The organism is Streptococcus sp. E17BB, assembly GCF_041807725.1.
Lineage (GTDB): Bacteria > Bacillota > Bacilli > Lactobacillales > Streptococcaceae > Streptococcus > Streptococcus entericus.
Genome location: NZ_JBGTZC010000016.1, coordinates 1 through 25,103, shown reverse-complemented (window position 1 = coordinate 25,103; position 25,103 = coordinate 1). Strand labels below are relative to the sequence as shown.

Sequence of the window (25,103 nt, the reverse complement as noted above, 5' to 3'; positions counted from 1 at the left end):
ATGTTTTTGGAGATGTTTCTGGAATTGCTGGCGGACCTATCTGTACTCTTTGTCGAAGATGTGGCGGCAGATCGCCCAACACCGTTGTCATGGCTAATGTATGCCCTGGCTTGGGTGATTTATCTGCTTCATCTCTGCCTTTTGGCTGTTCTTGCTCTTGCTACTGTTTTGCTGATTCGAACTGAGCTGATTGAAGCAGAGCAAGTGGCATTGATTGGGGCAGGTCTCATCTTGTTGTTTGCGACTGTTTTTTGGTTGTTGCGCTGCTTGAGGTTGACCAGACTAATCTGGCGAGCAAGTGTGCTAAGGTTGAGGAGGAAGAGATGATGACATCCATTCAAGCCCAGTGGGCTTATCATAAGTACTGGGTCATGGGACACTCGCAAGCTCATTACAATGCTATTCGCCTGCTTTTTAAGGGCAATGACTGGTCGGCAGATAAAGAAAAGGATTTTTATCGCCTCTTGGCTGAAGCGCAAGCCATTGCCCCGACAGGGGCGACCCTGAGGACTGCCTACCAGCACATCTGGGGTTATTTTAAGAAAGTAGCCAATGATGAAGAGCGGGATGCCTATAAGGAAATGATTGGGGACGAGACGACCTACGAGGAGTTGGGTGAGTTTTTGGTACAGATGATTGAGAATTACCAGCCTAAGTATTTGGTGAATTCTAAGTTTTACGAGGATGGGGGATTGTAGATGGGAATGGTCAGTTTGCGTTTGGCTAATGAGCGGGATAAGAAAGCCATTTTGTCTTTGATTGCTCAGTTTTGGCTGGTTCATAATCAGGAACAGGTGGTCGATGAGGTGCTGTTAACACACTATCAGACTTGGACAGGGCAAGGGCATTTGTTTTATCTGGTGTCTTATGGTTCAGAACTTATTGGTTTTGCCCATCTGGGTGCTCGAGGTGGTGCTATTGATTGGCTGGCAGATTTTTTTATTCGTCCTGACTATCAGGGACGAGGTTTTGGGCGTCAGGTCATGAGACTCTTGGAAGAAAAGGTTAGGGCTTACTCTGCCTCGCTTTATATTGAAGTGGCGGCGAGAAATCTGGCGGCCATAGACTTGTATACATCACTAGGCTATGATTGCTTGAATACTCTTACTATTCGTAAGGATTTTCAACCAGAGGTTTTTGATACGGTGCAGACGGCGTTCATCGCTGGACATGAGTTTGTCATTAGGCGGTATAAAGACACGAGAAGGGACGACAATTAAGATGGCTGTTTTTAACATCGAGTATTTTTCGCAAGTTTTGGACATGGAGTGGAACGTCAATGTTATCTACCCAGATGCTAGTCGAGTGAATGAGCCCGACTTGACGGACATTCCTGTGCTCTATCTCTTGCATGGCATGAATGGCAACCACAACAGCTGGCTTAAACGCAGTCACATCGAGCGCTTGGTTCGTCAGACCAATCTGATTGTGGTTCTGCCCAACACCAGCAACGGTTGGTACACGGATACCCAGTATGGTTATGCCTACTATACCGCCATCGCTGAGGAGTTGCCGCGCGTGCTCAAGCGTTTCTTCCCTAATATGACTGACAAGCGCGAGAAGACCTTTATCGCAGGTCTATCCATGGGTGGCTATGGTGCCTTTGCCTTAGCTCTCAAGACCAACCGCTTCGGTTATGCGGCTAGCCTATCTGGAGCCCTCACTTTTGAAAACTTTACAGCCAAGGAGCTGGCCAAGCCCGCTTACTGGCAGGGCGTCTTTGGTCAGGTGGATGACTGGACGACCTCTCCTTATGCTTTGGAGACAATGGCAGAGCAGCACGACAAAGAGACCCAGTTCTGGGCCTGGTGCGGTGAGGAAGATTTTCTCTATCAGGCTAACCTGACGGCTGTTGACCGCTTGAGAGAGCTAGGATTAGAGGTGACTTTTAGCCACTCCGCAGGAACTCACGACTGGTATTATTGGGAAAAGCATCTGGTTGACATTCTCAACTGGCTACCAATCGACTTTGTCATGGAAGAGCGACTGGACTAAAGCAGCAACAGACAGCTAGTCAAACCTGTTAAACCGATGAAGGAAATCATTCACTCAAGGATTAAGTCTACTTGCTCTTGCTATTTCATTTTAGGACAGCAGTCGACAAGAGGGGAGTATGACTTTTCTGAAAAAAACACTTGTGATAGTGAAACTGTTACAGGTGTTTTTTCATCCCTAAGAGAGTGAAGACGAGGTGATTCGGCTAGCTTTTGTAAACCTGTTTGTGTTATAATTTGAAAGATACATCATTTAGAAAAAAGAGTGAGGACAAACGTGATTAAAATTGCACTATTAGGATTTGGAACGGTAGCCAGTGGTGTGCCATTCTTGTTGGAGGAAAATGCCAGCAAGATTGAGCAGGCTGTCGGAGGACGACTAGAGATTTCCAAAATTCTGGTTAAGGACGAATCAGAAAAACAACGTCTTGTAGAGGCTGGTCAGGACTATCATTTTGTTACCGATGTGGCAGAGATTATGACTGACCAAGATATTGCGATCGTGGTTGAGTTGATGGGACGGATTGAGCCGGCAAAAACCTTTATCAGTCAGGCATTGGCAGCAGGCAAGCACGTGGTATCAGCTAATAAAGACTTGATTGCGGTGCATGGCAAGGAACTGTTGGCGCTGGCCAATCAGCACCAGGTTGGGTTTTACTATGAGGCGGCGGTGGCTGGTGGCATTCCGATTTTGCGGACACTAGCAAACTCTCTGACAGCTGATAAGGTCACTCGTCTGTTGGGGGTGCTCAACGGCACCTCAAACTTCATGCTAACCAAAATGGTGGACGAAGGCTGGTCTTATGAGCAGGCACTGGCAACTGCACAGGAGCTGGGTTATGCGGAGAGCGATCCGACCAACGATGTCGAGGGGATAGATGCGGCCTACAAGGCTGCTATCCTTAGTCAGTTTGGTTTTGGCATGACGGTTGATTTTGAGACCGTTCGTCACAGTGGGATTTCGACCATCACGCCTGCTGATGTGATCATGGCTCAGCAACTGGGCTATGTCATCAAACTGGTTGGTGATGTGCGTGAAACAGCATCAGGCTTATCAGTTGAGGTGGCGCCGACCTTCTTGCCAAAATCGCATCCGCTGGCTAGCGTCAACGGCGTCATGAACGCTGTTTTTGTGGTGTCTATCGGTATCGGTCAATCCATGTTTTATGGACCAGGAGCAGGTCAGAAACCGACAGCGGTGTCTGTCGTGGCGGATTTGGTCAAATTGGGCAGAGCCATCACAAATGGTCAAGTGATTTCAGCTTTTAATGGTTTTGCTCAAGAGACTCATCTGGCTCAGCCTGAGGACGTGACGAACTCCTACTATTTTGCTCTGTCCATCAAGGATGAAGCAGGTCAGTTCTTTAAGTTAGCTCAGCTATTTGCCAAGGAAAACATCTCCTTCCAACAGGTGCTACAAACTGAAGGGGACGGCGAGACCGCTCGTGTTGTGATTGTCACCCACGAGATGAGTTTAGTACAGCTGGATCGGGTACGGACGCAAATTGCAACAGCAGATCAAGTAACCCTGCTCAATCACTTTAAGGTACTGGGGGTGTGAGATGAAGATTATCGTTCCAGCGACCTCAGCCAATATCGGACCGGGTTTTGACTCGGTTGGTGTGGCAGTGTCCAAATACCTGACGGTTGAGGTGCTAGAGGGTACAGAAAACTGGATCATCGAGCATGACTTGGGTGAGGAGATTCCTGCTGATAAGACCAACTTGCTCATTACAACAGCGCTTGAAGTGAGTGAGAACCTGTTGCCACATCGGTTAAAGATGAGCAGTGATATTCCTCTGGCTCGAGGGCTGGGGTCATCGAGTTCCGTGATTGTGGCGGGGATTGAACTGGCTAATCAGCTGGGGAACTTGCAACTGTCTGATGAGGATAAATTACGGATAGCCAACAGCATTGAAAGGCATCCTGACAACGTTGCCCCAGCGATTTTTGGTAATCTCGTCGTGGCGTCTTATGTGGATGGGGAACTGAGCCATCTGGTAGCACCCTTTCCTGTCTGCTCGCTCTTGGCTTACATTCCGAGCTATGAGCTCAAGACTAGCGAGAGCCGTGGGGTCTTGCCTGAGACCTTGTCTTACAAGGAAGCAGTAGCGGCCAGTGCGGTATCCAATATGGCTATTACGGGCCTATTGACAGGTGATATGGTGCTGGCTGGCAAGGCTATTCAAAATGACCATTTCCATGAGCCTTACCGTCAACGTCTCGTCAGAGAATTTGCCAGTGTCAAATCGACTGCTCTGGCAGCTGGTGCTTACGGGGTCTATCTGTCAGGAGCAGGTCCAACCATCATGATTTTAGCCCCTAGAGACAAGGTAGAACTCATCAGTCAGGCGGTCAACCGTTTGGGTCACGATGGTGAGCTAGTGCAGTTGATTGTCGACACCCAGGGGCTAAGGGTAGAAAAGTAAGCCAGCAAAGGTGCAGTTGCTTGTGGCGGGAGTTGACCTCCTCCCATTTGCTAAAAAAGGTGACATTTGTCCATTGCCAAGTGCTTTTATAGCCTTTAGTTGCGTTATACAAGGTGACATGCAAGATGCACATCACTAAGAAAATCATGCCGCTAGCTATCATGAAAAGTCGCTTGCAAGCCTGACTTGAGGCTTGCAGTGAGAGTCTGTCAGAACAGGACACGTACCGTTTTCAGACTTTTCTAGACCACGATGAATGGGGGCTGGTCGTTGATGAACTACTTGACATGCTTAATCAGGGTGAGTTGGCGATTGAACCAGATGTAAAAGATGACTTGCAGGACATGGCTAAGGAAACGGAATGTTGTGATAGAGGAAAGGAGAAAGACGAATGGAAGAAGAGCTGATCCGTCAGGATGCCACGGGGCTGGCAGAGCTGATTCGCCAAAAAGAGCTGACGGCGCGTGAGCTGGTGGAGAAGACTATCCAGCGTATAGAACGTCTCAATCCGCTCATCAATGCGGTTGTCAGTACCCAGTACGAGGAGGCGTTAGCGATTGCTGACCAGTTAGACCGACAAGGGACGTCAGACCGTCCTTTTGCGGGTGTTCCTATCTTGCTCAAGGATCTAGGTCAAAACCAAGCAGGGCAACTCTCGACTTCTGGCTCACGGCTTTTTGCCAATTATCGTGCCAGCACCACAGATAACCTGGTCAAACGATTGGAGGAGCTTGGTTTTGTCATTCTTGGTCGCACCAATACGCCTGAGTTTGGCTTCAAAAATATCTCTGACAGTAGTTTACACGGTGCAGTCAATCTCCCTCGAGAGTTGACCCGAAATGCAGGCGGATCTAGCGGAGGCGCAGCAGCAGCGGTGGCAGCTGGGCTTGTGCCGCTAGCAGGAGCTAGTGATGGCGGCGGCTCTATTCGGATTCCGGCTAGTTTTAATGGCTTAATCGGACTTAAACCTAGTCGTGGTCGGGTGCCAGTTGGTCCGACGTCTTTCAGAGGATGGCAGGGAGCGTCTAGTCATTTTGCCCTGACCAAATCCGTTCGTGACACCAGAAATTTGCTCTGGGACTTGCAGACTTGCCAGCTGGAGAGCCCATTTCCTCTGCCGACCTTATCTCAGGAAAGCTTTTATCAGCCGATTAAGACATCGTTAAAGATCGCCTATTTTCCCCAGTCTCCTGTGGGAACACAGCTGTCAGAAGCCGCTCAAGCAGCGGTGACAGCAGCAGCCCGGGCCCTGCGTGACTTGGGGCATGATGTGGTTGAACTGGACGACTACCCTGTCGATGCGGTGGCGCTCTTGCAGTCTTATTACCTGATGAACAGTGTGGAAACCGCTCAGATGTTCGCTGAGATTGAAGAGGAGCTGGGGCGGTCGGTAAGCCTTGATGATATGGAACTGATGACCTGGGCCATTTATCGGAGTGGCTTGACCATTCCAGCTCAGATCTATTCAAAAACGCTGCAAGACTGGGATCGGTTCAGTCATCAGATGGCGGTCTTCCATGAGACTTATGATGTGCTGTTAACCCCGACAGTGGCTGATGTGGCGCCTCTACACGGTCAGTTAACCCCATCTGATGCGGTGCGTCAGCGATTAACCCAAATGGATCTCTACACCATGAGCCATCAGCAGGAGCTGATTTGGGAGATGTTTGCTCCAGCCCTTGCAGTGACACCAATCACAGCGCATGCCAATCTGACAGGACAGCCTGCGATCAGCCTGCCAACCTATGAGCGATCAGACGGTTTGCCGATTGGTGTTCAACTCATGGCAGCTAAGGGTCGGGAGGATATGCTCCTTTCAATAGCTGAGCAGTTGGAACAGGCAGGTGCTATAAAACAGCTGGCAGTTAGCCAACTGTTATAGGTTAGAAATGTGAGTTGTTCGGTTAAAAACGCTTGCCAAAAGTGATTTGACGTGTTAATCTATAGAACGTGGTAGGTTTACCAACAAAAAATAGGAGATAACTAACTCATGTTGAAAAAACTAAGTGCTCTATTTACTCTTGGCTTGTCGCTGGTTCTAGTGGCTTGTTCTGGCAAGTCAGCTGATACTGCTAAAGAAACCACCCAGTGGGAAAAGATTGAACAAGCAGGTGTCATTAAAGTTGCAACGCCAGGAACCTATTGGCCGACGTCGTTTCATAATGACAAGGACGAATTGACAGGGTACGAAATTGAGCTATTAAACGAAATTGCTAAGCGTCTCGGTGTCAAGGTGGAATACCAAGAACTGGCTTTTGCAGAATCCTTTGCTTCTGTTGATAACGGTAGTGTTGACCTTTTTGTGAACAATCTAGACAGTACCCCAGAGCGTGAGGAAAAGTATAATCTCTCTGTTCCTTACAAATACTCTGTCAGTGGGATGATTGTCCGTGCAGATGGGTCATCAGGCATCGAAAAAGCTGACTTGTCTGACTGGAAGGGCAAAAAAGCTGCTGGTGAAGCAGGAACCAACTTTATGAAATTGGCAGAAAAACTTGGTGCAGAATTGGTCACTTATGACAACGTGTCAGGCGATGTTTACCTGCGCGACGTTGAGAATGGTCGAACAGATTTCATTCCAAACGATTACTACACCCAAGCGCTCTATGTCGAAATGATGAAGGAACAGTTCCCTAACCTTGCCATGGGTAAAGCCAAGTATAACCCAACCAAACAAGCCATGGTGATGAACAAGGCTGATAACAGCTTGAAACAGAAAATCGATCCAATCATTGAAGAGATGATTGCTGATGGCACTTTAAAAGCTTTGTCTGAAAAATACTATTCAGGTGCTGATTTGACTAAGCCTGAAGAGGGTGCGGATAAATTGCCAGTAGTTGATTTTTCAAAATAAAACATCATAGAGGGACAGCCAACCAGACTGACAGCAGTCGGTGCTGTCGCTCTTTTTTGATGAAAAGTCCTAAACGTTATATGGATTAGTAGGTCATGCTGAACTTTTTTAAGAGGAGGTGACTAAAAAACCTCCCAAAGGAGGTCTTTAAAGTGGTTACTAGAACATAAACGATATCGAAGCGATTGCTGCTAGGATAGCGAAAACTATTTTCCAAGCAAGGGTATGCTTTTTGAAAAGTTTATCAGAAAAAAGAACGATCAAAAGGCAGATCCAAAAAAAGATGACTTTATATACTATGAAAAGTTACCACTTGCGCTTAGCGCATTCTTTCTAATGTCTTGCGACGATGTGTTTAACATCGCTTGAGTGCTTATTATATATTATAATTGTATTATATCAAAAAATACAAAATGTTTCAAATCGTGCGTGAATCCTTGAACGAATCGATGGATAGAAAGCCTAGAGGAAGCTTTGGAAATGGCAGTGTTGAGTGGAAGACGAGCTTTTTCAAGATAGGTCTAATGAATGTTAAGGCTTGACTGTTAGTGAATGAACCAGGCTTGGCGGTCTGACATATTGAAAAGTACAGTTGAGGTTTGGCGCTTGACTTAGCCTCTCATCTTCTCGTGTTGGAGATCAATAGCATAAATAGATCAAAAGGAGAAAAAATATGGATATTCGCTGGGAAGCAATGTTTAACCCTGAGGTGGCCAAGGAAGCTATCCCCAAAATTTTAGAGGGCTTGCCCTGGACCTTGGGCTTATCACTGATTGGTTTTGGCTTAGGAACACTATTAGGCTTTTTCGTGGCAGTGGCTCGGTTGTCGCGTTTTGCTCCCTTGCGCTGGCTGGTGCAGGCACATTTATCCCTGATGAGGGGGATTCCTATGATGGTGTTTCTCTTTTTGATTTATTTTGGTCTACCTTATGTTGGGATAAAATTTGATGCGGTAACCTCTAGCATTTTGGCTTTTAGCATCATGTCTAGTGCTTACATTTCAGAAATAATTCGCTCCTCCTTGCAGGCGGTTGACAAGGGGCAATGGGAGGCGGCACGTGCTCTAGGGTTACCCATCGCTAGCATCTACCGTAAGGTGATTATTCCCCAGGCGTTTAGGATTACCTTACCGCCGTTGAGTAATGTCTTATTGGACATGGTTAAAAGTACAGCCATTACCGCCATGATCAGTGTTCCAGAGATGTTTCAAAAGGCAAAAATCGTCGGTGGAGCCAGGTGGGACTACATGACCGTTTATATTTGTGTGTCGCTGATTTATTGGGTGATTTGTACCCTCTATGCTTTGGGGCAAGCAGAGCTGGAAAAGCGGCTTCAGGTCTATTAACTGGTTCAAGGATGGTTTGATTTTTTAGGTTAAGTCCTGTACAATAAAGCCAAAAAAAGGAGGTCGAAACATGGCACATTCAACATGGCATGACTTGATTAAGTCAGAGCTACCTGAGGGGTATTTTGCCAACATCAATCATTTTTTAAATGACGTTTATGCACAGGGAACAGTCTATCCGCCAAAGGATAAGGTCTTTGCTGCCCTGCAAACAACAGCCTTAGAAGAAGTCAAGGTGGTTATTTTAGGTCAGGATCCCTATCACGGCCCCATGCAAGCGCAGGGCTTGTCTTTTTCTGTTCCTAATGACCTGCCTGCTCCGCCATCTCTCCAAAATATCCTCAAGGAGCTAGCTGACGATTTGGGTGAGCGGTCTCATCATGATTTGACACCATGGGCTGAGCAGGGGGTTTTGCTCTTAAACACCTGTTTGACGGTGCCTGCTGGTCAGGCCAATGGGCATGCTGGTCTTATCTGGGAGACCTTTACAGATGCGGTTATCCGGGTGGTTAATCAGCAAGCGCAACCAGTTGTTTTTATCCTCTGGGGATCTTATGCACGAAAGAAAAAAGCACTGGTGACTAACCCTCAGCATTTGGTGTTAGAATCAGCCCACCCTAGCCCCTTATCGGCTTATCGTGGTTTTTTTGGCAGCCGTCCTTTTTCAAAGGCAAATGCATTTTTGACTAGTCGGGGCTTGCCAGAAATTGATTGGATCCGTTAAAGACGAATGTTTTGTAAAAATAAACTATTATTACTTTATTCTTGAACGATATTCCTGTATAATAAAAAGTGTAAACCATTTTTATTATTGGAGGATATGATGAAGAAAACATCGTTGCTATTGCCAACATTGTCTGGTCTCTTTTTGTCTGCGACAATCTTGTCCACAACAGTTCAGGCAGAGGAGACAGCTGGAAGTCAGCCATCATCTGACCAGGTTACCATTCTTCACACCAACGACATTCATGGTCGAATTGAGGAAGGACGTGATGTGATTGGTATGGCCAAGCTTGCGACAGCAGTGGAAGAAGCCCGTCAAGAAGGACCGACTTTAGTCCTAGATGCTGGTGACGCTTTCCAAGGTCTACCGATTTCTAACTCGACTAAGGGTGAGGACATGGCTGAGCTCATGAACGACATCGGCTATGATGCGATGGCAGTTGGGAACCACGAGTTTGACTTTAGTTTGGAACAGGCTGAAAAGTATAAACAATCTCTGAACTTTCCGCTTCTCAGTGCCAACACTTATGTCAATGGTGCTCGTCTGTTTGAAGCGTCCACGATTGTTGACAAGACACCTGACGTCTCTGGTGATGAGTTTGTCGTTATCGGTGTGACCACACCTGAAACATCAACTAAAACCCATCCAAATAACGTTAACGGCGTTGAGTTTCGTGATCCGATTACAGAAGTGAACAATGTTATCACTGAGATTGAGGCACGCCAGTCCTATAACAACTACGTTATCCTAGCCCACTTGGGGATTGATAGCACAACTCCTGTGGCATGGCAGGGCAGTACCCTAGCAGAAGCCTTAGCAGCTAACGAACTCTTGAAAAATAAGCGGGTGATTGTCATTGACGGGCACTCACATACTGTTTCTCAAGCCAAATATGGCACTAATGTGACCTACACGCAGACAGGAAGCTACCTTAATAATATTGGTAAAATCACGCTTTCTCAAGCAGGTGTAGAAGCTGGTCTTATTACGATGAAAGACGGCAAAGCTTTAACAGCTAACTCAGCTATTGCTGAAAAGGTAGCTGCCATCAAAGCAAAATACGATGCAGAGAACGCTGTTGTTGTTCTGGACAATAGCCTTGTTGAGCTTAATGGCGACCGCGAAAATGTTCGCGTTCGTGAAACCAATTTGGGGAATTTGGTTGCTGATGCCCTTTGGGACTACGGTCAAACAGGGTTCAGTCATCCGACTCATTTAGCAGTGACAAATGGTGGTGGCCTTCGTGCGACCATCGCTAAGGATAAACCAGTGACCAAGGGTGATATTATTGCTGTTTTGCCATTTGGTAACATTATTTCCCAGATCGAAGTGACTGGTCAGCAGATTAAAGACATGTTTACCAAGTCATTGGGTTCTATCACACAGCAAAAGGACGGTCAGCCGGTTCTTGATAGCAATGGCAATCCCTTACTTGAAGCTAGCGGTGGCTTCCTCCATGTGTCTGGGGCATACGTCGTCTATGATACCAATCTACCTGCGGAGGAACGGATTTTAGGCATTAAAATTTATGACAAGGTAACTGACAGCTATCAGGACTTGGATTTAACCAAGACCTACTACCTAGCAACCAACGATTTCCTAGCAGCAGGTGGTGATGGCTACAACATGCTCGGCGGTAAACGCGAAGAAGGGCCAAGCATGGATAGCGTGCTCTCCGATTTCCTCAGAAAAACTGAAATTTCAGAAGAGCGTTATGGCCAAATCAATCCAGAAACTCGTCTCGTTTCTGTTAAAAAAGACCTGGATACCGATGGCGATGGTTTTGTAGATTATGTAGAGCTTCTAGCTGAGACGAATCTAGAAGACAAGAACGATTATCCAGGTAAAACAACTCCTCCAGTAACTAGCCAACCGACAACGTCTACCCCAACAGCTGAAATCCAGACAAACCAGCCGACAGCATCATCAGTGTCAGCGCAAACTCCAATAAACTCTAGCAAACCAAGCTTGCCAAATACAGGAGAGCAAGGCTCAGGCGTTGCTCTTCTCGGAAGTGCAGCCCTTGTTGCAGCTCTAGGATTGGCTGGTTTGAGAAGACGCTCTAAATAAGCTAATAAACACTAGATTGGTGATGCCAGTCTAGTGTTTTGTCATGTTCACTGATGCACTTTGTATGGTATAATAGTCCTATGCAAGAACAGATGAAAACCTTGGTTGAGCAACTCAACCGCTATGCTTATGAGTACTATACCTTGGATAATCCCAGTGTGTCCGACAGTGAGTATGATCAGCTCTATCGTCAGCTGGTTGAGTTAGAGACTGCTTATCCTGAGTTTGTCTTATTTGATAGCCCAACCCATCGTGTGGGTGGTGTGGTTTTGGCAGGTTTTGACAAACACCAGCACGCCTATCCCCTCTTTTCCTTACAAGATGTCTTTTCTTTAGAGGAGTTAGAAGCATTTGACCGTCGAGTAAAGGCGGAGTTCCCACAAGCGACCTATCTGGCAGAGCTAAAGATTGATGGGCTGTCAATTTCGCTGACTTACGAGGCAGGGAAACTCGTTGTGGGTGCGACACGTGGTGATGGGACAATCGGTGAGAATATCACCGAAAACCTCAAGCGGATTAAGGATATTCCCCTGACTCTGCCTGAGCCCGTCGACCTGACTGTTCGGGGAGAGGCTTATTTGCCACGGGCTGCCTTTGACCGTATCAACACAGAGCGGCAGGAAGCAGGCGAGCCTGTCTTTGCCAATCCACGAAATGCGGCGGCGGGGACCTTGCGTCAGTTGGATACGGCTGTGGTTGCCAAGCGTCAGCTGGCGACCTTCCTCTATCAGATAGCAGGGGCAATCAGCCTAGACAGTCAGGAGGTGGTGTTAGCCAATCTGCGCCATCTGGGCTTTTCGGTCAACAATCGTTCGCTCATATCTAGTGATATGGCGGAAATTTGGCGATTTATTGAAGAAATAGCCGAGCAGAGGAACAGTCTTCCATACGATATAGATGGGATTGTGATCAAAGTTAACAGTCTAGCCATGCAGGAGGAATTGGGGGTTACGGTTAAGGCGCCCAAGTGGGCTGTCGCCTATAAGTTTCCGGCTGAGGAAAAAGAAGCCGTTATCCAGTCGGTGGATTGGACCGTTGGTCGGACAGGTGTGGTGACACCGACTGCCAATCTGACCCCAGTCCAGTTGGCAGGAACGACTGTCAGCCGTGCGACCTTGCACAATGTTGACTACATTGCGGACAAGGATATTCGGATTGGAGATACGGTTATCGTCTATAAGGCGGGTGACATCATTCCAGCTGTTCTGCGTGTGGTAGAAAGCAAACGTACCCTGCAAGAGCCTATGGCAATTCCAACCACCTGCCCCTCCTGTCAGGCAGAACTGGATCACTACGCTGACGAAGTAGCTCTGCGATGCATCAACCCGCTCTGTCCTAGCCAGATGAAGGCTCGTCTGGAACATTTTGCCAGTCGTGATGCCATGAACATCGCAGGTCTAGGTCCATCTGTGGTTGAGAAATTATTTGCCAAAGGGCTGGTACATGATGTGGCTGATCTTTATCAGTTGACCATCGACCAGTTGCTGACCTTACCAAATGTCAAGGAAAAATCAGCTACCAAGCTCTACGAAGCTATCCAAGCTAGTAAAGATAATTCAGCAGAGAAACTGCTTTTTGGCTTGGGCATTCGGCATGTGGGCAGTAAAGCCAGCAAGCTCCTCCTAGAAAAGTTTGGGAGTATACAAGCGCTAGCGACGGCTGAGGAAGATGACATCGCTGGAATAGATGGTTTAGGTGGGGTGATTGCCACCAGCCTGCTCAGCTATTTTGCCACGGAAGGCGCTAAACAGGTCCTTTCGGAGTTCGAGGCGAGGGGAGTTAATCTCGCTTATCTCGGTCAACGGGTGGCGGCAGATGCTCAGCTGTCGGGACTAACCGTAGTTTTGACGGGTAAGTTGGAGCGCCTGACCCGAAGCGAGGCTAAGGAAAAGCTAGAAGCCTTTGGCGCCAAAGTCTCAGGCGCTGTGTCTAAGAAAACTAGCCTTGTCGTTGCAGGTGCAGATGCGGGGAGTAAACTAACCAAAGCGCAAGAACTGGGTATTCCGGTCCGCGATGAAGCTTGGCTCGAGAACCTGTAGGAGGTAACGAAATGCAAAAACGTGCACGATTGATTTATAATCCAACCTCTGGTCAGGAGCTGATGCTCAAGGCAGTGCCGGAAATTTTGGAGATTCTGGAAGGTTTTGGCTATGAGACGTCTGCCTTTCAGACTAAACCAGAGGCGAATTCAGCGCTTGAAGAAGCCAAGCGAGCTGCTTTGGCAGGTTTTGATTTGATTGTTGTTGGTGGAGGGGACGGTACGATAAACGAAGTGGTCAACGGCATTGCACCGTTAGATAAACGTCCAGCTCTTGCTATTATTCCAGCCGGCACCACCAATGACTATGCTAGGGCTTTGAAAATTCCGCGTGGGAATCCTGTTGCAGCAGCAAAACTGATTGGTAAAAATCAGGTCTTGCAGATGGATATTGGGCGAGCTTACGGGGAGCGGTATTTTATCAATATCGCTGCAGCGGGTAGCTTGACAGAGGTGACGTATGCTGTGCCTAGCCAACTCAAAACCATGTTTGGTTACCTCGCCTATCTGGTTAAGGGAGTGGAGTTATTGCCTCAATTGACCATGATTCCTCTTCGGATTGAGCACGATGAGGGTGTTTTTGAAGGGGAAGTCTCTCTCATCTTTGCAGCCTTAACCAACTCGGTTGGAGGGTTTGAGCAGCTAGCACCAGATGCTCAGCTGGATAATGGATTTTTCACCTTGATTTTAATCAAGACAGCTAATTTGCTGGAAATTTTAGATTTGATTCGCTTGGTCTTAAACGGTGGCAAACATATCGAGGACAAGCGTGTGGTTTACATCAAAACCAGAACCATCACCATTCACCCAACAAGTGATCAACGCATGATGATTAACCTGGATGGCGAATATGGCGGTGATGCCCCAATTAAGTTGGAAAATCTAAATAAGCATATTACCTTTTTTGTCAATACAGATGACATTGCCGATGAGGCGATGGCGGCTAGCCCTGCCGAACTCGAACGCCTTGCTATGGCCCAAAAGTTTAGTCATGAGGTAGATGACTGGGAGAAAAGGGCTCCAAAACAAGAATAGAAGGGGATAAAAACAAGCAAAATGGTACTAGAAAACCGTGTAACGGTTCATTTTCATAGTCGGTATAAAAATTATTTTGACCTCAATTTGTGGCAATGGCGGGACTTTCAAGAGGGAAAAGAAGCGCATTTTCAACGTTTTGACAGCTTTGGTGCGGTCGCGAACCTCACCTACCCTGCTCCTTATTTCCTCCCCAAGGTCTATGTGATGATAAAGACGAAAAACTGGGGGGAAAAAACGAGTGACTACGCCATTCACCGTGAGTTTGGTATGAGAAAGACCGAGATTTGGTTGGTAGATGGTGACGAGATGGTCTATTATTCCCGTCAGGCAGCAGTAGCTAGCCCTCACTATGGGCGTCGTCAGCCGCATGCCTATGATATGGCGGTCAATAGCAGAGCTTTTGATCACAAGTGGGGATTCTCAGGTTGGTTAGGGGCTAGGTATAGTCCGGATGCAGCTGAGTTTCGCCTCTGGGCACCGACCGCTGAACGCGTTGAACTAATTTTTTATCAGTCTACTGAGGATAGAGCTAGTGTCCGTGAGGTGTTCGAGATGGAGCGAGGTCAGGTCAGCAGCCCGGGTGACCATCAGCAAAACACCTGCGGTGTCTGGTTTGCGACTATACCTGGTGACCATAACTATCAGGCTTATCGCTACCGGATTTACTACCGCAAGCGAACCTTTAAGCACAGTAGGGATCCTTATGCCACAGCGACAACAGCTGATGGGAAACGGTCAGTCTTGATTGCACCTGAGGAGTTAGTTCCGACAGGATTTGAGGTTGTTCATGGTGCAGCAGCTTCTTGGCGACTGGATAATCCTAATCAGGCCGTCATCATGGAAATGCATATCCGTGATTTTTCGAAGTCCCCTACCTCTGGTATTTCTCCAGAACATCGAGGGAAGTACTTAGGGGCTATCGAAAAAGGAACGATTAACCAGTATGGGGATAAGACAGGCTTTGATTATGTGACGTCTCTGGGGGTAAACTATATCCAGCTTCAACCAGTCTTTGATCACCACCAGACTTTTGATGACGAGGGGAACTATGCCTATAACTGGGGCTACGACCCTGAAAATTACAATGTCCCAGAGGCTTCTTTTGCCAGCAACCCGCACAATCCAGCTACTCGAATTTTAGAGCTCAAGCAAGTTATCCAAGCCTACCATGAGGCAGGAATTGGGGTGATTTTAGATGTGGTTTACAACCATACCTACTCCAACCGTGATTCAGCCTTTCAGCTGACAGTGCCTGATTATTATTACCGCATGACGGCAAATGGGTCTTTCCACAATGGATCAGGCTGTGGGAACGAGACGGCGAGTGACAAGGAAATGTTCCGCAAGTACATGATTGACTCCATCCTCTACTGGATAAAGGAATATGGGGTAGACGGTTTTCGATTTGATCTCATGGGACTGCACGATGTGGAGACCATGAATGTCATTCGCCAAGCTGTTGATGAAGTTGACCCTCGGATTCTCCTCTATGGTGAGGGGTGGGACATGGGGACAGGCTTGATTCCAGAGGCTAAGGCTAAAAAAGCCAATGCTCACCTGATGCCTGGGGTCGGATTTTTCAACGACGACCAACGTGATGCCATCAAAGGGGCAGAAGTCTATGGTGATTTCAAACGTGGTCTTGTTTCAGGGGCTGCGACAGAAGATGTTGTGGCTAGAAGTATTCTCGGCAGTGATGAGCTTAATGGCTATCTCACACCACATCAGGTTCTCAACTATATCGAAGCCCATGACAACTACAACCTTAATGACCTTTTTTGGCACTTGCACCCAGATGATGACGAGGAAATTCATCTCAGGCGCATCGAAGTTGCCAATGCCCTCAATCTGCTCCTGCAGGGCATGTGCTTTGTTCAACTGGGGCAGGAGTTTGGACGAACAAAACTTTATCCGACAGGGGAAAATGGTCAATTGACTCAGGATGACCGAGAGCGGGCCATGAATTCTTACAATGCTCCTGATGAAGTCAATCAGGTGGATTGGGATTTGGTGACGACTAACAAAGAGATGGTTGAACGGTTAAGGAACTTGATTGTTCTGAAAACGACGGACAGTGCTTTTTCATCTCCGACCTTTGAGGAGATTCGCCAGAAGACTTTTGTTAATTTTGCTGATAAAGGTTCGGGAATTATAGAATTTTCAGTAAGCGGAGAAAAAAATTACAAAATATTTTTCAATAATAGTGGAAAAAATCTCGAAATACAGATGACAAGTATCGAGAACTGTGCTATAATAGGAACAAATAGTAAACGTTTCCGTTTAACTCATTTAGAATTGGAACCGTTGACTTATCTGGTCCTTGACAATCAAAACTAATCCTTTTTTTAAGGGTTGGTTTTTGTTTTTTAGAATAATGTCAAACGTTTGACATAAAAAGGAGGGATTTATTTGGGAAAACAAGAAGTAACATGGCTCTTTGGACAAGGTGAGCAGTACTATGCCCAGAACTTTCTAGGGGTTCACCGTGAGGGGGATGGTTATGCCTTTCGGGTTTGGGCACCAAATGCGCAAGCTGTTGCTCTTATTGGTGATTTTACCGACTGGACAGCTCAGCCATTGCCCATGGCAAAAGATGAAGCAGGTATTTGGGAGGCCGTGAGCACCCAAGCGCATGAAGGGCAGTTCTACAAGTATCTGGTGACACGTAGCGATGGCTCGCAGGTGGAGAAAATCGACCCTTTTGCCCGCTATCTGGAAGCACGTCCAGGGACAGCGGCGGTTATCAAGACCGATTGGTCCTACAAGTGGGGTGATGGGCTCTGGATGGGGCGGCGCAAGCGCTGGGGCTTTAAGGAGCGGCCGGTCAATATTTATGAGGTGCATGCTGGTTCTTGGAAACAAGACGAGACGGGCAAGCCTTATACCTTTAAGGAGTTAACGGCGGAGTTAATCCCTTATCTGGTCGAGATGAACTACACCCATGTGGAGTTTATGCCCCTGATGGCGCATCCACTTGGCGCGTCTTGGGGCTACCAACTCATGAGTTATTTTGCCTTTGAGCATAGTTATGGGATGCCTGAGGATTTTCAAGCCTTTGTGGACACTTGTCACCAGCACAATATTGGGGTTTTGGTTGACTGGGTGCCTGGGCATTTTACCAGAAATGATGATGCCCTAGCCTATTATGATGGGACACCGACCTTTGAGTATCAGGGAGAGCATGAGGCCAACAACTACCGTTGGGGAGCGCTTAACTTTGACCTTGGGAAACATCAAGTTCAGTCCTTCCTGATTTCCTCAGCCCTTTACTGGATTGAGCATTATCACATTGATGGCATTCGTGTCGATGCGGTTAGCAACATGCTCTACCAAGATTACGATGATGGCCCTTGGTTGCCAAACAAGGACGGTGGGAACCATAATTTAGAAGGCATTGCATTCTTGCAGAAACTCAATCGGGTCATAAAGGAACGCCATCCTGATGTCATGATGATTGCCGAGGAGTCGACCGCTGCAACACCGATTACCCAGCCGATTGAGCAGGGCGGTCTTGGTTTTGACTACAAGTGGAACATGGGTTGGATGAATGATATTCTCCGCTTTTACGAGATGGATCCCATCTATCGGCAGCATGAGTTCAATCTAGTGACCTTCAGCTTCATGTATTGCTTCAATGAGAACTTTGTCCTGCCGTTTTCCCACGATGAAGTTGTCCATGGCAAGAAGAGCCTCATGCACAAGATGTTCGGTGATCGGTACAACCAGTTCGCTGGTCTGCGCAATCTCTACACCTACCAAATTTGCCACCCTGGGAAAAAACTGCTCTTTATGGGCAGCGAGTTCGGTCAGTTCCTCGAGTGGAAACACGACTACCAGCTGGAGTGGAGCAATCTGGAGGACGAGATGAATGCCAAGATGCAAGCCTTCACACGTACCCTCAATCAGTTCTACAAGGATAACAAGGTGCTCTGGCAGATTGACGACCGTTATGAGGGACTTGAGATTATCGATGCGGATAACCGTGCGGAGTCTGTCCTGTCCTTTATTCGGAAAAATGCCAAAGGCGAGCTTCTGATTTGCGTCTTTAACATGGCACCTGTTGAACGACCAGGTTTTACCATCGGTGTGCCTGTGGCAGGGCTTTATGAAGAAGTCTTCAATACAGAATTTGAAATCTATGGTGGCGTATGGAAAGAGCATAATCCGCTAACCAAAACACAACAAGGTCTCTGGAAAGATTATCACCATACCCTTAGCTTCACTCTCCCAGCCCTCGGTGCTTCCATCTGGAAGGTTAAGCGCAGGGACAGAAAGCAATAAGAAAAACAATAAAAAAGAGGAAAAACCTATGAAAAATGAGATGTTAGCCCTTATTCTAGCAGGCGGTCAAGGCACGCGCCTCGGCAAGCTGACCCAAAGCATCGCCAAGCCTGCTGTGCAATTTGGCGGTCGCTACCGCATTATCGATTTCGCCCTGTCTAACTGTGCCAACTCAGGCATCAACAACGTCGGTGTCATCACCCAGTACCAGCCCTTGGCGCTCAACAGCCATATCGGGAACGGTTCTTCTTGGGGACTTGATGGGATCAATAGCGGAGCGACTATCTTACAACCTTACTCCGCTACAGAAGGCAACCGTTGGTTCCTAGGTACCAGCCATGCCATTTATCAAAACATCGACTACATTGACAGCATCAATCCAGAGTATGTCCTGATCCTGTCAGGTGACCACATCTACAAGATGGACTATGATGACATGCTCCAGACCCACAAGGACAATCAAGCCAGCCTGACAGTGGCGGTTATCGACGTACCACTTAAGGAAGCTAGCCGTTTTGGCATCATGAACACGGATTCCAATGACCGTATCGTTGAGTTCGAGGAAAAACCAGCCCAGCCAAAATCAACCAAGGCTTCCATGGGGATTTATATCTTCAACTGGGCCCGTCTGCGTAAGCTATTGGTCTCTGCTGAAAAGAACAATATCGATATGTCTGACTTTGGTCAGCATGTCATCCCAGCCTATCTGGAGTCTGGTGAGCGGGTTTACACCTATAACTTCTCAGGTTATTGGAAAGATGTCGGCACCATCGAATCCCTCTGGGAGGCTAACATGGAGTATATCGCTGTTGATAACGAACTGGACAGTCGTGACCGTTCATGGAAAATTTACTCCAAAAACCATATCGCACCGCCAAACTTTATCACCGAGACAGCCAGTGTCAAGGATTCTTTGGTTGTTGATGGCTGCTTTGTGGCAGGTAGTGTTGAGCACTCCATTTTGTCAACCAATGTTCAGGTCAAGGAAGGGGCTGAGATTAAGGACAGCTTCATCATGACCGGGGCTAAGATTGGTAAAGGGGCAAAAATTACTCGTGCCATCATCGGAGAAGGAGCGATTATCAGTGACGGTGTTGTGATTGATGGGACGCAAGAGGTGCAAGTAGTGGGTTACGATGAGAAAGTAGGTATTCCAAATGAAGATTGATAAGTATTCAGCGATTTTAGGCAATGCGGTTGGCTACCCAGACATGGGCAGCTTGACAGACAACCGTCCTCTGGCTGCTCTGCCATTTGACGGCAAATACCGCCTGATTGACTTCCAGCTCTCAACACTGGCCAACGCAGGTATTCGTAGTGTCTATGGGATTTTCCGTGGGCAAAATATCCGCTCAGTCTTCGACCATATCCGATCTGGTCGGGAGTGGGGATTAAATACCCTGCTCAGCCATTATTTCCTTGGGTTCTATCAGACGGATGTGGCCAGTGAGGTGACGGACAGGGACTACTATGAGCAGATTTTGACCTACCTCAAGCGATCAGGCTCTGACCAGACAGTCTACATGTCCTGTGATATCCTCAGTAACATCAATCTTGAAGGTGTGCTTCACCTCCACAATGTCAATAAGCGCAATATCACGGTCGTTTACAAAAAATTGCCAAAAGAGGCTCGTTCGGATGCCAATGCCATCTTGACCATCGATGAGGGGGACAACGTTGTTGGTATCGAAACCAATGATGCCACGGTTGAAACGCAAAATATGTCAGCTGACATTTATGTTGTTAACACGCCTTGGTTGATTGAAAAGATGGAAGAGGAAGCTAAAAAGGACAATCCGAAGAAGCTCCGCTTCCTCTTGCGCGAGCTGATTGTGTCTGAAAAAGCTCTGGCTTTTGAATACACTGGCTACCTGTCCAATATCAGCTCCGTCCAGTCTTATTATAAGGCTAACATGGACATGCTGGATCTGCAGAAATTCCACTCACTCCTCTACACTAATCAAAAAGTGTACACCAAAGTGAAAAACGAAGAGGCGACTTATTTTGCAGACGGCTCTAAGGTGACCAATTCCCAATTTGCCTCTGGTAGCATTATTGCTGGTGAGGTTGACCATTCCATCGTGTCTCGGTCTTGCCGTGTGGAAAAAGGTGCTCATATCGCTCACTCAGTGGTCTTTCCAAAGGTCACTATCGAAGCTGGGGCAAGGGTTGAGTATGCCATTATTGATAAGTCTGTCACTATTCCAGCTGGTGTGACCATTCGTGGCAGCAAGGACAATCCGATTGTTATCGGTAAGGGTCAAGAAATCACAGGAGACATTATCGGATGAAATTATTATTTGTCGCGGCAGAAGGGGCACCTTTTGCCAAGACAGGAGGCTTAGGCGATGTCATCGGGGCATTGCCTAAATCTCTTGTTCAGCATGGGCACGAGGTGGCGGTGATGCTACCTTACTACGACGTGGTGGCAGGTAAATTCGGCGATCAGGTCGAGGAGGTTTGCTATTTTTACACTCAAGTTGGCTGGCGTCGTCAGTATGTCGGCATCAAGCGTTTGGTGCGTGACGGGGTGACCTTCTACTTTGTGGATAATCAGCATTATTTTTTCAGAGGTAAGGTTTATGGGGACTGGGACGATGGCGAGCGCTTTGCCTTCTTCCAACTGGCAGCCTTGGAAGCTATGGAGCAGGTAGGCTTTATCCCAGATGTGCTCCACGTCCATGACTACCACACCGCCATGATGCCATATTTGCTCAAGGAAAAATACGACTGGATTGACGCTTACCGTGGGATTAAGACGGTGTTTACCATTCACAATATCGAGTTCCAAGGGCAGTTTGACCCTGCCATGCTGGGAGACTTGTTTGGGGTCGGTGCTGAGCGTTATGAGGATGGCGCCTTGCGCTGGAATGATTGCCTTAACTGGATGAAGGCTGGCGTGCTCTATGCCGATCGTGTGACGACGGTCTCACCCTCCTATGCTGAGGAAATCATGACCCCTGAGTTCGGCAAGGGCTTGGACGTGATTATGCGGATGGAAGCTGGTAAGTTGACGGGGATTGTCAATGGGATTGATACCGATCTGATTAATCCGGAGACCGACCCGCACCTGCCTGCATACTTCTCCGCAGGAGACCTATCTGGTAAAACGATAAACAAGGCGCTCTTACAGGAAAAATTGGGTCTGCCTGTGCGGGCAGATGTTCCTCTGATTGGGGTCGTGTCTCGTTTGACCGACCAAAAAGGCTTTGATGTGGTGGTCAGCGAGCTGCACCATATCCTGCAATTTGATGTGCAGGTTGCCCTTTTGGGAACTGGTTATGCCGATTTTGAGCAGACCTTCGCTTGGTTTGCTAGCCAATACCCAGATAAGTTGTCGGCTAATATTACTTTTGATTTGGGGCTGGCTCAGCAGATTTATGCGGCTAGCGACCTTTTCCTCATGCCGTCAGCCTTTGAGCCTTGTGGACTGTCTCAGATGATGGCCATGCGCTACGGCAGTCTGCCCTTGGTGCATGAGGTCGGTGGTCTACGTGACACGGTTCAACCTTACAACCAATTTGACAAGTCAGGGACAGGATTCGCCTTTAAAGGGCTTTCAGGGTATTTGCTGACCAAAACACTTGAAAATGCCTTGGATGTATATTATAATCGTCAAGATGACTGGGCGACATTACAGCAGTCAGCCATGTCTCAGGATTTTTCATGGGAGACAGCTAGCCTAGCCTACATCAATTTATATGAGCAATTATAGACGGCTGCTTTGCCATTGCCAAAAAAATAAAAAGGATACTTAAAACACATGACTTTTTTTGAAAATGACCTGACGGTGGAGCATTTTGTCCGCGATTTCAAGGACAAACTCCATCAGGAAAATGCTATCAAGGTGGCAACGGCGACGCCATCAGAACTTTTTGTCGCCTTAGCGCGAGTGGTGCGCAAATATGCGACCCGTCCATGGCTTAACCGCAAACAGGAATTGGTTGATAAGCAACAAAAAATTGCTTACTATTTCTCCATTGAATTCTTGCCAGGACGGATGCTGGAGACAAACTTGCTCAACTTGGGCATTTTAGACACGGTTAAGGCAGGTTTTAACGAGCTAGGGATTGATTTTGATGCGGTGAAAAATGCTGAGCACGACATGGCGATCGGTAACGGTGGTCTTGGGCGTCTGGCAGCGGCCTTCATGGATTCCCTAGCGACCACAGGCTATCCAGGTTGTGGTAATGGTCTCCGCTACCGCTACGGTCTCTTCAAGCAACGGATTGTTGATGGTTATCAGGTGGAGTTGCCAGATACTTGGTTCGGGTCAATTGGTAACGTCTGGGAAGTCCGTCAGGACCACGACATTGTTGATGTCAAAATCTACGGCAATGTCTACCTGCAAATGGACGACAACGGCAAGTTTAAGCCTGTTTATGAAAATGCCCAGACCCTGCGTGCTGTGCCTTACGATGTACCTCAGATTGGCTTCCAAAACGGCGTGGTCAACAACTTGCGCCTCTGGGATGTCGAAATCCCTGAGGAAGAGGAACTCCACTACCCAACCATCGAGAGCCGTCGTCGGGTTAAGGACATCACTGCAGTGCTCTACCCTGAAGACAGCAGCATCGAAGGCAAGAAGCTCCGCTTAACGCAAGAGTATTTCATGACCTCAGCTGGCCTTCAAACCATCATCAAGTCCTATCTCAAGCAGGGCTTGCCGCTGGAAGCTATCCATGAAAAAGTTTCTGTCCACATCAACGACACCCACCCTGCGGTTGCACCAGCTGAGTTCATGCGTCTTTTGATTGATGAGTATGGCTTGGAGTGGGATTTGGCTTGGGCGACGACCGTCAAAACCATGAGCTACACCAACCACACCATCTTGGCAGAAGCCTTGGAAAAATGGGATGCCGGTCTCTTTACAGAGGTTCTTCCACGGATTACCCAGATTATCCACGAGATTGATAATCGTTTTGTCGCAGAACAAGCTGGTTTGGGTCGCGATACGGACTTAATCAATCGCACACGCATCATTCGTGACGGTCAGGTTCACATGGCGCATTTGGCTATCATTGGTGGGCATTCGGTTAACGGGGTGGCCAAGCTCCATTCAGACCTGTTAACTGAGGATACCTTGCGCGATTTCTATTTGCTGTATCCTGAGAAGTTTAACAACAAGACCAATGGTATCGTGCAGCGCCGCTGGACGCAAATTGCGGCACCTGAGTTGTCTGCTGCCATTGATGAAACCATTAGCAATGGCTGGCGCACGGATATTCACGAGCTCAGAAAACTGACTGCCTTTGCTGATGATGAGGCTGTGCTTGATACGTTCTATCAGGTCAAGCAGCAGGCCAAAGCCCGTCTAGCAGCTTATATCAAAGAGACAACAGGTGTTGAGGTGTCGACAGATGCCATCTTTGATGTGCAGGTCAAGCGTCTCCATGCCTACAAGCGCCAGTTGCTCAATGTCCTTCATATCATCAAACTCTATCATGACTTGAAGGATAACCCAGACAAGGACATGGTGCCTCGTGTCTTCATTTTCGGTGCCAAAGCAGCACCTGGCTACCACTTTGCCAAGTCTGTTATCAAGCTCATCAACGAATTGGCTAACCTCATCAACAATGATGCCAACCTAAATGGCAAACTCAAGGTGGTTTTCCTTGAAAATTACAACGTCAGCTTGGCTGAACTGATTATCCCAGCGGCGGATGTGTCAGAGCAAATTTCTCTAGCTTCTAAGGAAGCTTCTGGAACTTCAAACATGAAATTCATGATGACAGGTGCCGTGACTCTAGCGACCCTTGATGGGGCTAATATCGAAATCAAGGACGAGTGTGGCGATGACAACATTGTCATCTTTGGTATGACCAAGGACGAAGTTTACGCGCACTACGCGGCTCATGATTATTACGCCCGTGGGGTTTATGAGAACAATCCTGTCCTACGCCGTGTGGTCGATACCTTTGTCAATGGGACGATTCAAAACAGTCAGCGCGAAGGTGGCGAGATTTACGATGCTCTGATTACCCATAACGATGAGTATTTCTTGCTGGAAGATTTTGCGCCCTACGTGGCAGCGCAGGAGCGTATTGATGCCCTCTATCGTGACAAGAAGACCTGGTCACGCATGAGCCTGATGAACATTGCGACTTCTGATAAATTTACCTCTGACGACACCATCACCCAGTATGCTGAGGAGATTTGGAACTTGGAGAAATAATCTAAAAGTCAGCCTAGTGCTGGCTTTTGAGGCTCTTTGTCAACTGTAGTGGGTTGACCAATTTAACACCGAGAGAGGACAGTTCTTGTCTTCTCTCGTTTTATGTTTATGGCAATGAAAATGCGAGTTTTGTCTTTTCAAAGTTTCTGAAACCA

The 25,103-nt window shown here is 47.5% G+C and carries 19 protein-coding genes; all 19 read left to right on the top strand.

Annotation, left to right across the window (positions count from 1 at the left end):
- The 19 genes from ACERC7_RS05365 to ACERC7_RS05275 all read left to right on the top strand — a co-directional run bounded on the left by ACERC7_RS05365 (position 1) and on the right by ACERC7_RS05275 (position 24,948).
- Positions 1-327: a hypothetical protein gene (locus tag ACERC7_RS05365; RefSeq protein ID WP_373660356.1), complete on the top strand. Its 327-nt coding sequence runs from the start codon at positions 1-3 to the stop codon at positions 325-327.
- Positions 324-698, top strand: a complete 375-nt coding sequence (locus ACERC7_RS05360) for a DUF1722 domain-containing protein (protein WP_373666345.1) — start codon at positions 324-326, stop codon at positions 696-698. Before ACERC7_RS05365 ends, ACERC7_RS05360 begins: the two co-directional genes overlap by 4 nt.
- Positions 699-1,220, top strand: coding sequence for an N-acetyltransferase family protein (locus ACERC7_RS05355; RefSeq protein WP_373666344.1), 522 nt, complete (start codon positions 699-701; stop codon positions 1,218-1,220).
- 1 nt (position 1,221) lies between these two features.
- A complete protein-coding gene (locus ACERC7_RS05350; RefSeq protein ID WP_373658968.1) occupies positions 1,222-1,995 on the top strand; it encodes an alpha/beta hydrolase in 774 nt (257 codons plus the stop codon).
- 276 nt (positions 1,996-2,271) lie between these two features.
- A complete protein-coding gene (locus tag ACERC7_RS05345) occupies positions 2,272-3,555 on the top strand; it encodes a homoserine dehydrogenase (RefSeq protein WP_373658969.1) in 1,284 nt (427 codons plus the stop codon).
- Position 3,556: 1 nt separating this feature from the next.
- Positions 3,557-4,423 carry a homoserine kinase gene (thrB, locus tag ACERC7_RS05340; RefSeq protein ID WP_373658971.1) on the top strand — a complete coding sequence of 289 codons (867 nt, stop codon included), beginning with the start codon at positions 3,557-3,559 and terminating at the stop codon, positions 4,421-4,423.
- 391 nt (positions 4,424-4,814) lie between these two features.
- Complete coding sequence (locus tag ACERC7_RS05335) at positions 4,815-6,305, top strand: amidase (RefSeq protein WP_373666343.1); 1,491 nt, start codon at positions 4,815-4,817, stop codon at positions 6,303-6,305.
- 108 nt (positions 6,306-6,413) lie between these two features.
- Positions 6,414-7,277, top strand: a complete 864-nt coding sequence (locus ACERC7_RS05330) for a transporter substrate-binding domain-containing protein (RefSeq protein ID WP_373666342.1) — start codon at positions 6,414-6,416, stop codon at positions 7,275-7,277.
- A gap of 673 nt (positions 7,278-7,950) precedes the next feature.
- Positions 7,951-8,622: an amino acid ABC transporter permease gene (locus ACERC7_RS05325; RefSeq protein ID WP_373666341.1), complete on the top strand. Its 672-nt coding sequence runs from the start codon at positions 7,951-7,953 to the stop codon at positions 8,620-8,622.
- A 70-nt stretch (positions 8,623-8,692) separates the two neighbouring features.
- Complete coding sequence (gene ung, locus ACERC7_RS05320) at positions 8,693-9,346, top strand: uracil-DNA glycosylase (RefSeq protein WP_373666340.1); 654 nt, start codon at positions 8,693-8,695, stop codon at positions 9,344-9,346.
- Positions 9,347-9,445: 99 nt separating this feature from the next.
- Positions 9,446-11,416: a cell surface ecto-5'-nucleotidase Nt5e gene (gene nt5e / locus ACERC7_RS05315; protein ID WP_373666339.1), complete on the top strand. Its 1,971-nt coding sequence runs from the start codon at positions 9,446-9,448 to the stop codon at positions 11,414-11,416.
- A gap of 80 nt (positions 11,417-11,496) precedes the next feature.
- Entirely contained in the window at positions 11,497-13,455 is a 1,959-nt protein-coding gene (gene ligA / locus ACERC7_RS05310) for an NAD-dependent DNA ligase LigA (RefSeq protein ID WP_373666338.1), read from the top strand.
- An 11-nt stretch (positions 13,456-13,466) separates the two neighbouring features.
- The gene (locus tag ACERC7_RS05305) at positions 13,467-14,489 is read left to right on the top strand and encodes a diacylglycerol kinase family lipid kinase (RefSeq protein ID WP_373666337.1); all 1,023 of its coding nucleotides are present in this window, start codon (positions 13,467-13,469) and stop codon (positions 14,487-14,489) included.
- Positions 14,490-14,510: 21 nt separating this feature from the next.
- Positions 14,511-16,829: a type I pullulanase gene (gene pulA, locus ACERC7_RS05300; RefSeq protein WP_373666336.1), complete on the top strand. Its 2,319-nt coding sequence runs from the start codon at positions 14,511-14,513 to the stop codon at positions 16,827-16,829.
- Positions 16,830-16,901: 72 nt separating this feature from the next.
- Complete coding sequence (glgB, locus tag ACERC7_RS05295; RefSeq protein ID WP_373666335.1) at positions 16,902-18,773, top strand: 1,4-alpha-glucan branching protein GlgB; 1,872 nt, start codon at positions 16,902-16,904, stop codon at positions 18,771-18,773.
- Between the two features lie 28 nt (positions 18,774-18,801).
- Positions 18,802-19,941, top strand: coding sequence for a glucose-1-phosphate adenylyltransferase (locus tag ACERC7_RS05290; protein WP_373666334.1), 1,140 nt, complete (start codon positions 18,802-18,804; stop codon positions 19,939-19,941).
- Entirely contained in the window at positions 19,931-21,064 is a 1,134-nt protein-coding gene (gene glgD / locus ACERC7_RS05285; RefSeq protein WP_373666333.1) for a glucose-1-phosphate adenylyltransferase subunit GlgD, read from the top strand. The genes ACERC7_RS05290 and glgD overlap by 11 nt, the downstream gene beginning before the upstream one ends.
- Positions 21,061-22,488 (top strand): glycogen synthase GlgA, encoded by a 1,428-nt coding sequence (gene glgA, locus ACERC7_RS05280; protein ID WP_373666332.1) that lies wholly within the window; start codon positions 21,061-21,063, stop codon positions 22,486-22,488. The genes glgD and glgA overlap by 4 nt, the downstream gene beginning before the upstream one ends.
- A gap of 48 nt (positions 22,489-22,536) precedes the next feature.
- Positions 22,537-24,948: a glycogen/starch/alpha-glucan phosphorylase gene (locus tag ACERC7_RS05275; protein ID WP_373666331.1), complete on the top strand. Its 2,412-nt coding sequence runs from the start codon at positions 22,537-22,539 to the stop codon at positions 24,946-24,948.
- Positions 24,949-25,103 lie beyond the last annotated feature (155 nt).

Coding starts and splice junctions, on each gene's coding strand:
- ACERC7_RS05365 (WP_373660356.1), top strand. CDS start 1: ATGTTTTTGGAGATGTTTCTGGAATTGCTGGCGGACCTATCTGTACTC.
- ACERC7_RS05360 (WP_373666345.1), top strand. CDS start 324: ATGATGACATCCATTCAAGCCCAGTGGGCTTATCATAAGTACTGGGTC.
- ACERC7_RS05355 (WP_373666344.1), top strand. CDS start 699: ATGGGAATGGTCAGTTTGCGTTTGGCTAATGAGCGGGATAAGAAAGCC.
- ACERC7_RS05350 (WP_373658968.1), top strand. CDS start 1,222: ATGGCTGTTTTTAACATCGAGTATTTTTCGCAAGTTTTGGACATGGAG.
- thrB (WP_373658971.1), top strand. CDS start 3,557: ATGAAGATTATCGTTCCAGCGACCTCAGCCAATATCGGACCGGGTTTT.
- ACERC7_RS05335 (WP_373666343.1), top strand. CDS start 4,815: ATGGAAGAAGAGCTGATCCGTCAGGATGCCACGGGGCTGGCAGAGCTG.
- ACERC7_RS05330 (WP_373666342.1), top strand. CDS start 6,414: ATGTTGAAAAAACTAAGTGCTCTATTTACTCTTGGCTTGTCGCTGGTT.
- ACERC7_RS05325 (WP_373666341.1), top strand. CDS start 7,951: ATGGATATTCGCTGGGAAGCAATGTTTAACCCTGAGGTGGCCAAGGAA.
- ung (WP_373666340.1), top strand. CDS start 8,693: ATGGCACATTCAACATGGCATGACTTGATTAAGTCAGAGCTACCTGAG.
- nt5e (WP_373666339.1), top strand. CDS start 9,446: ATGAAGAAAACATCGTTGCTATTGCCAACATTGTCTGGTCTCTTTTTG.
- ligA (WP_373666338.1), top strand. CDS start 11,497: ATGCAAGAACAGATGAAAACCTTGGTTGAGCAACTCAACCGCTATGCT.
- ACERC7_RS05305 (WP_373666337.1), top strand. CDS start 13,467: ATGCAAAAACGTGCACGATTGATTTATAATCCAACCTCTGGTCAGGAG.
- pulA (WP_373666336.1), top strand. CDS start 14,511: ATGGTACTAGAAAACCGTGTAACGGTTCATTTTCATAGTCGGTATAAA.
- ACERC7_RS05290 (WP_373666334.1), top strand. CDS start 18,802: ATGAAAAATGAGATGTTAGCCCTTATTCTAGCAGGCGGTCAAGGCACG.
- glgD (WP_373666333.1), top strand. CDS start 19,931: ATGAAGATTGATAAGTATTCAGCGATTTTAGGCAATGCGGTTGGCTAC.
- glgA (WP_373666332.1), top strand. CDS start 21,061: ATGAAATTATTATTTGTCGCGGCAGAAGGGGCACCTTTTGCCAAGACA.
- ACERC7_RS05275 (WP_373666331.1), top strand. CDS start 22,537: ATGACTTTTTTTGAAAATGACCTGACGGTGGAGCATTTTGTCCGCGAT.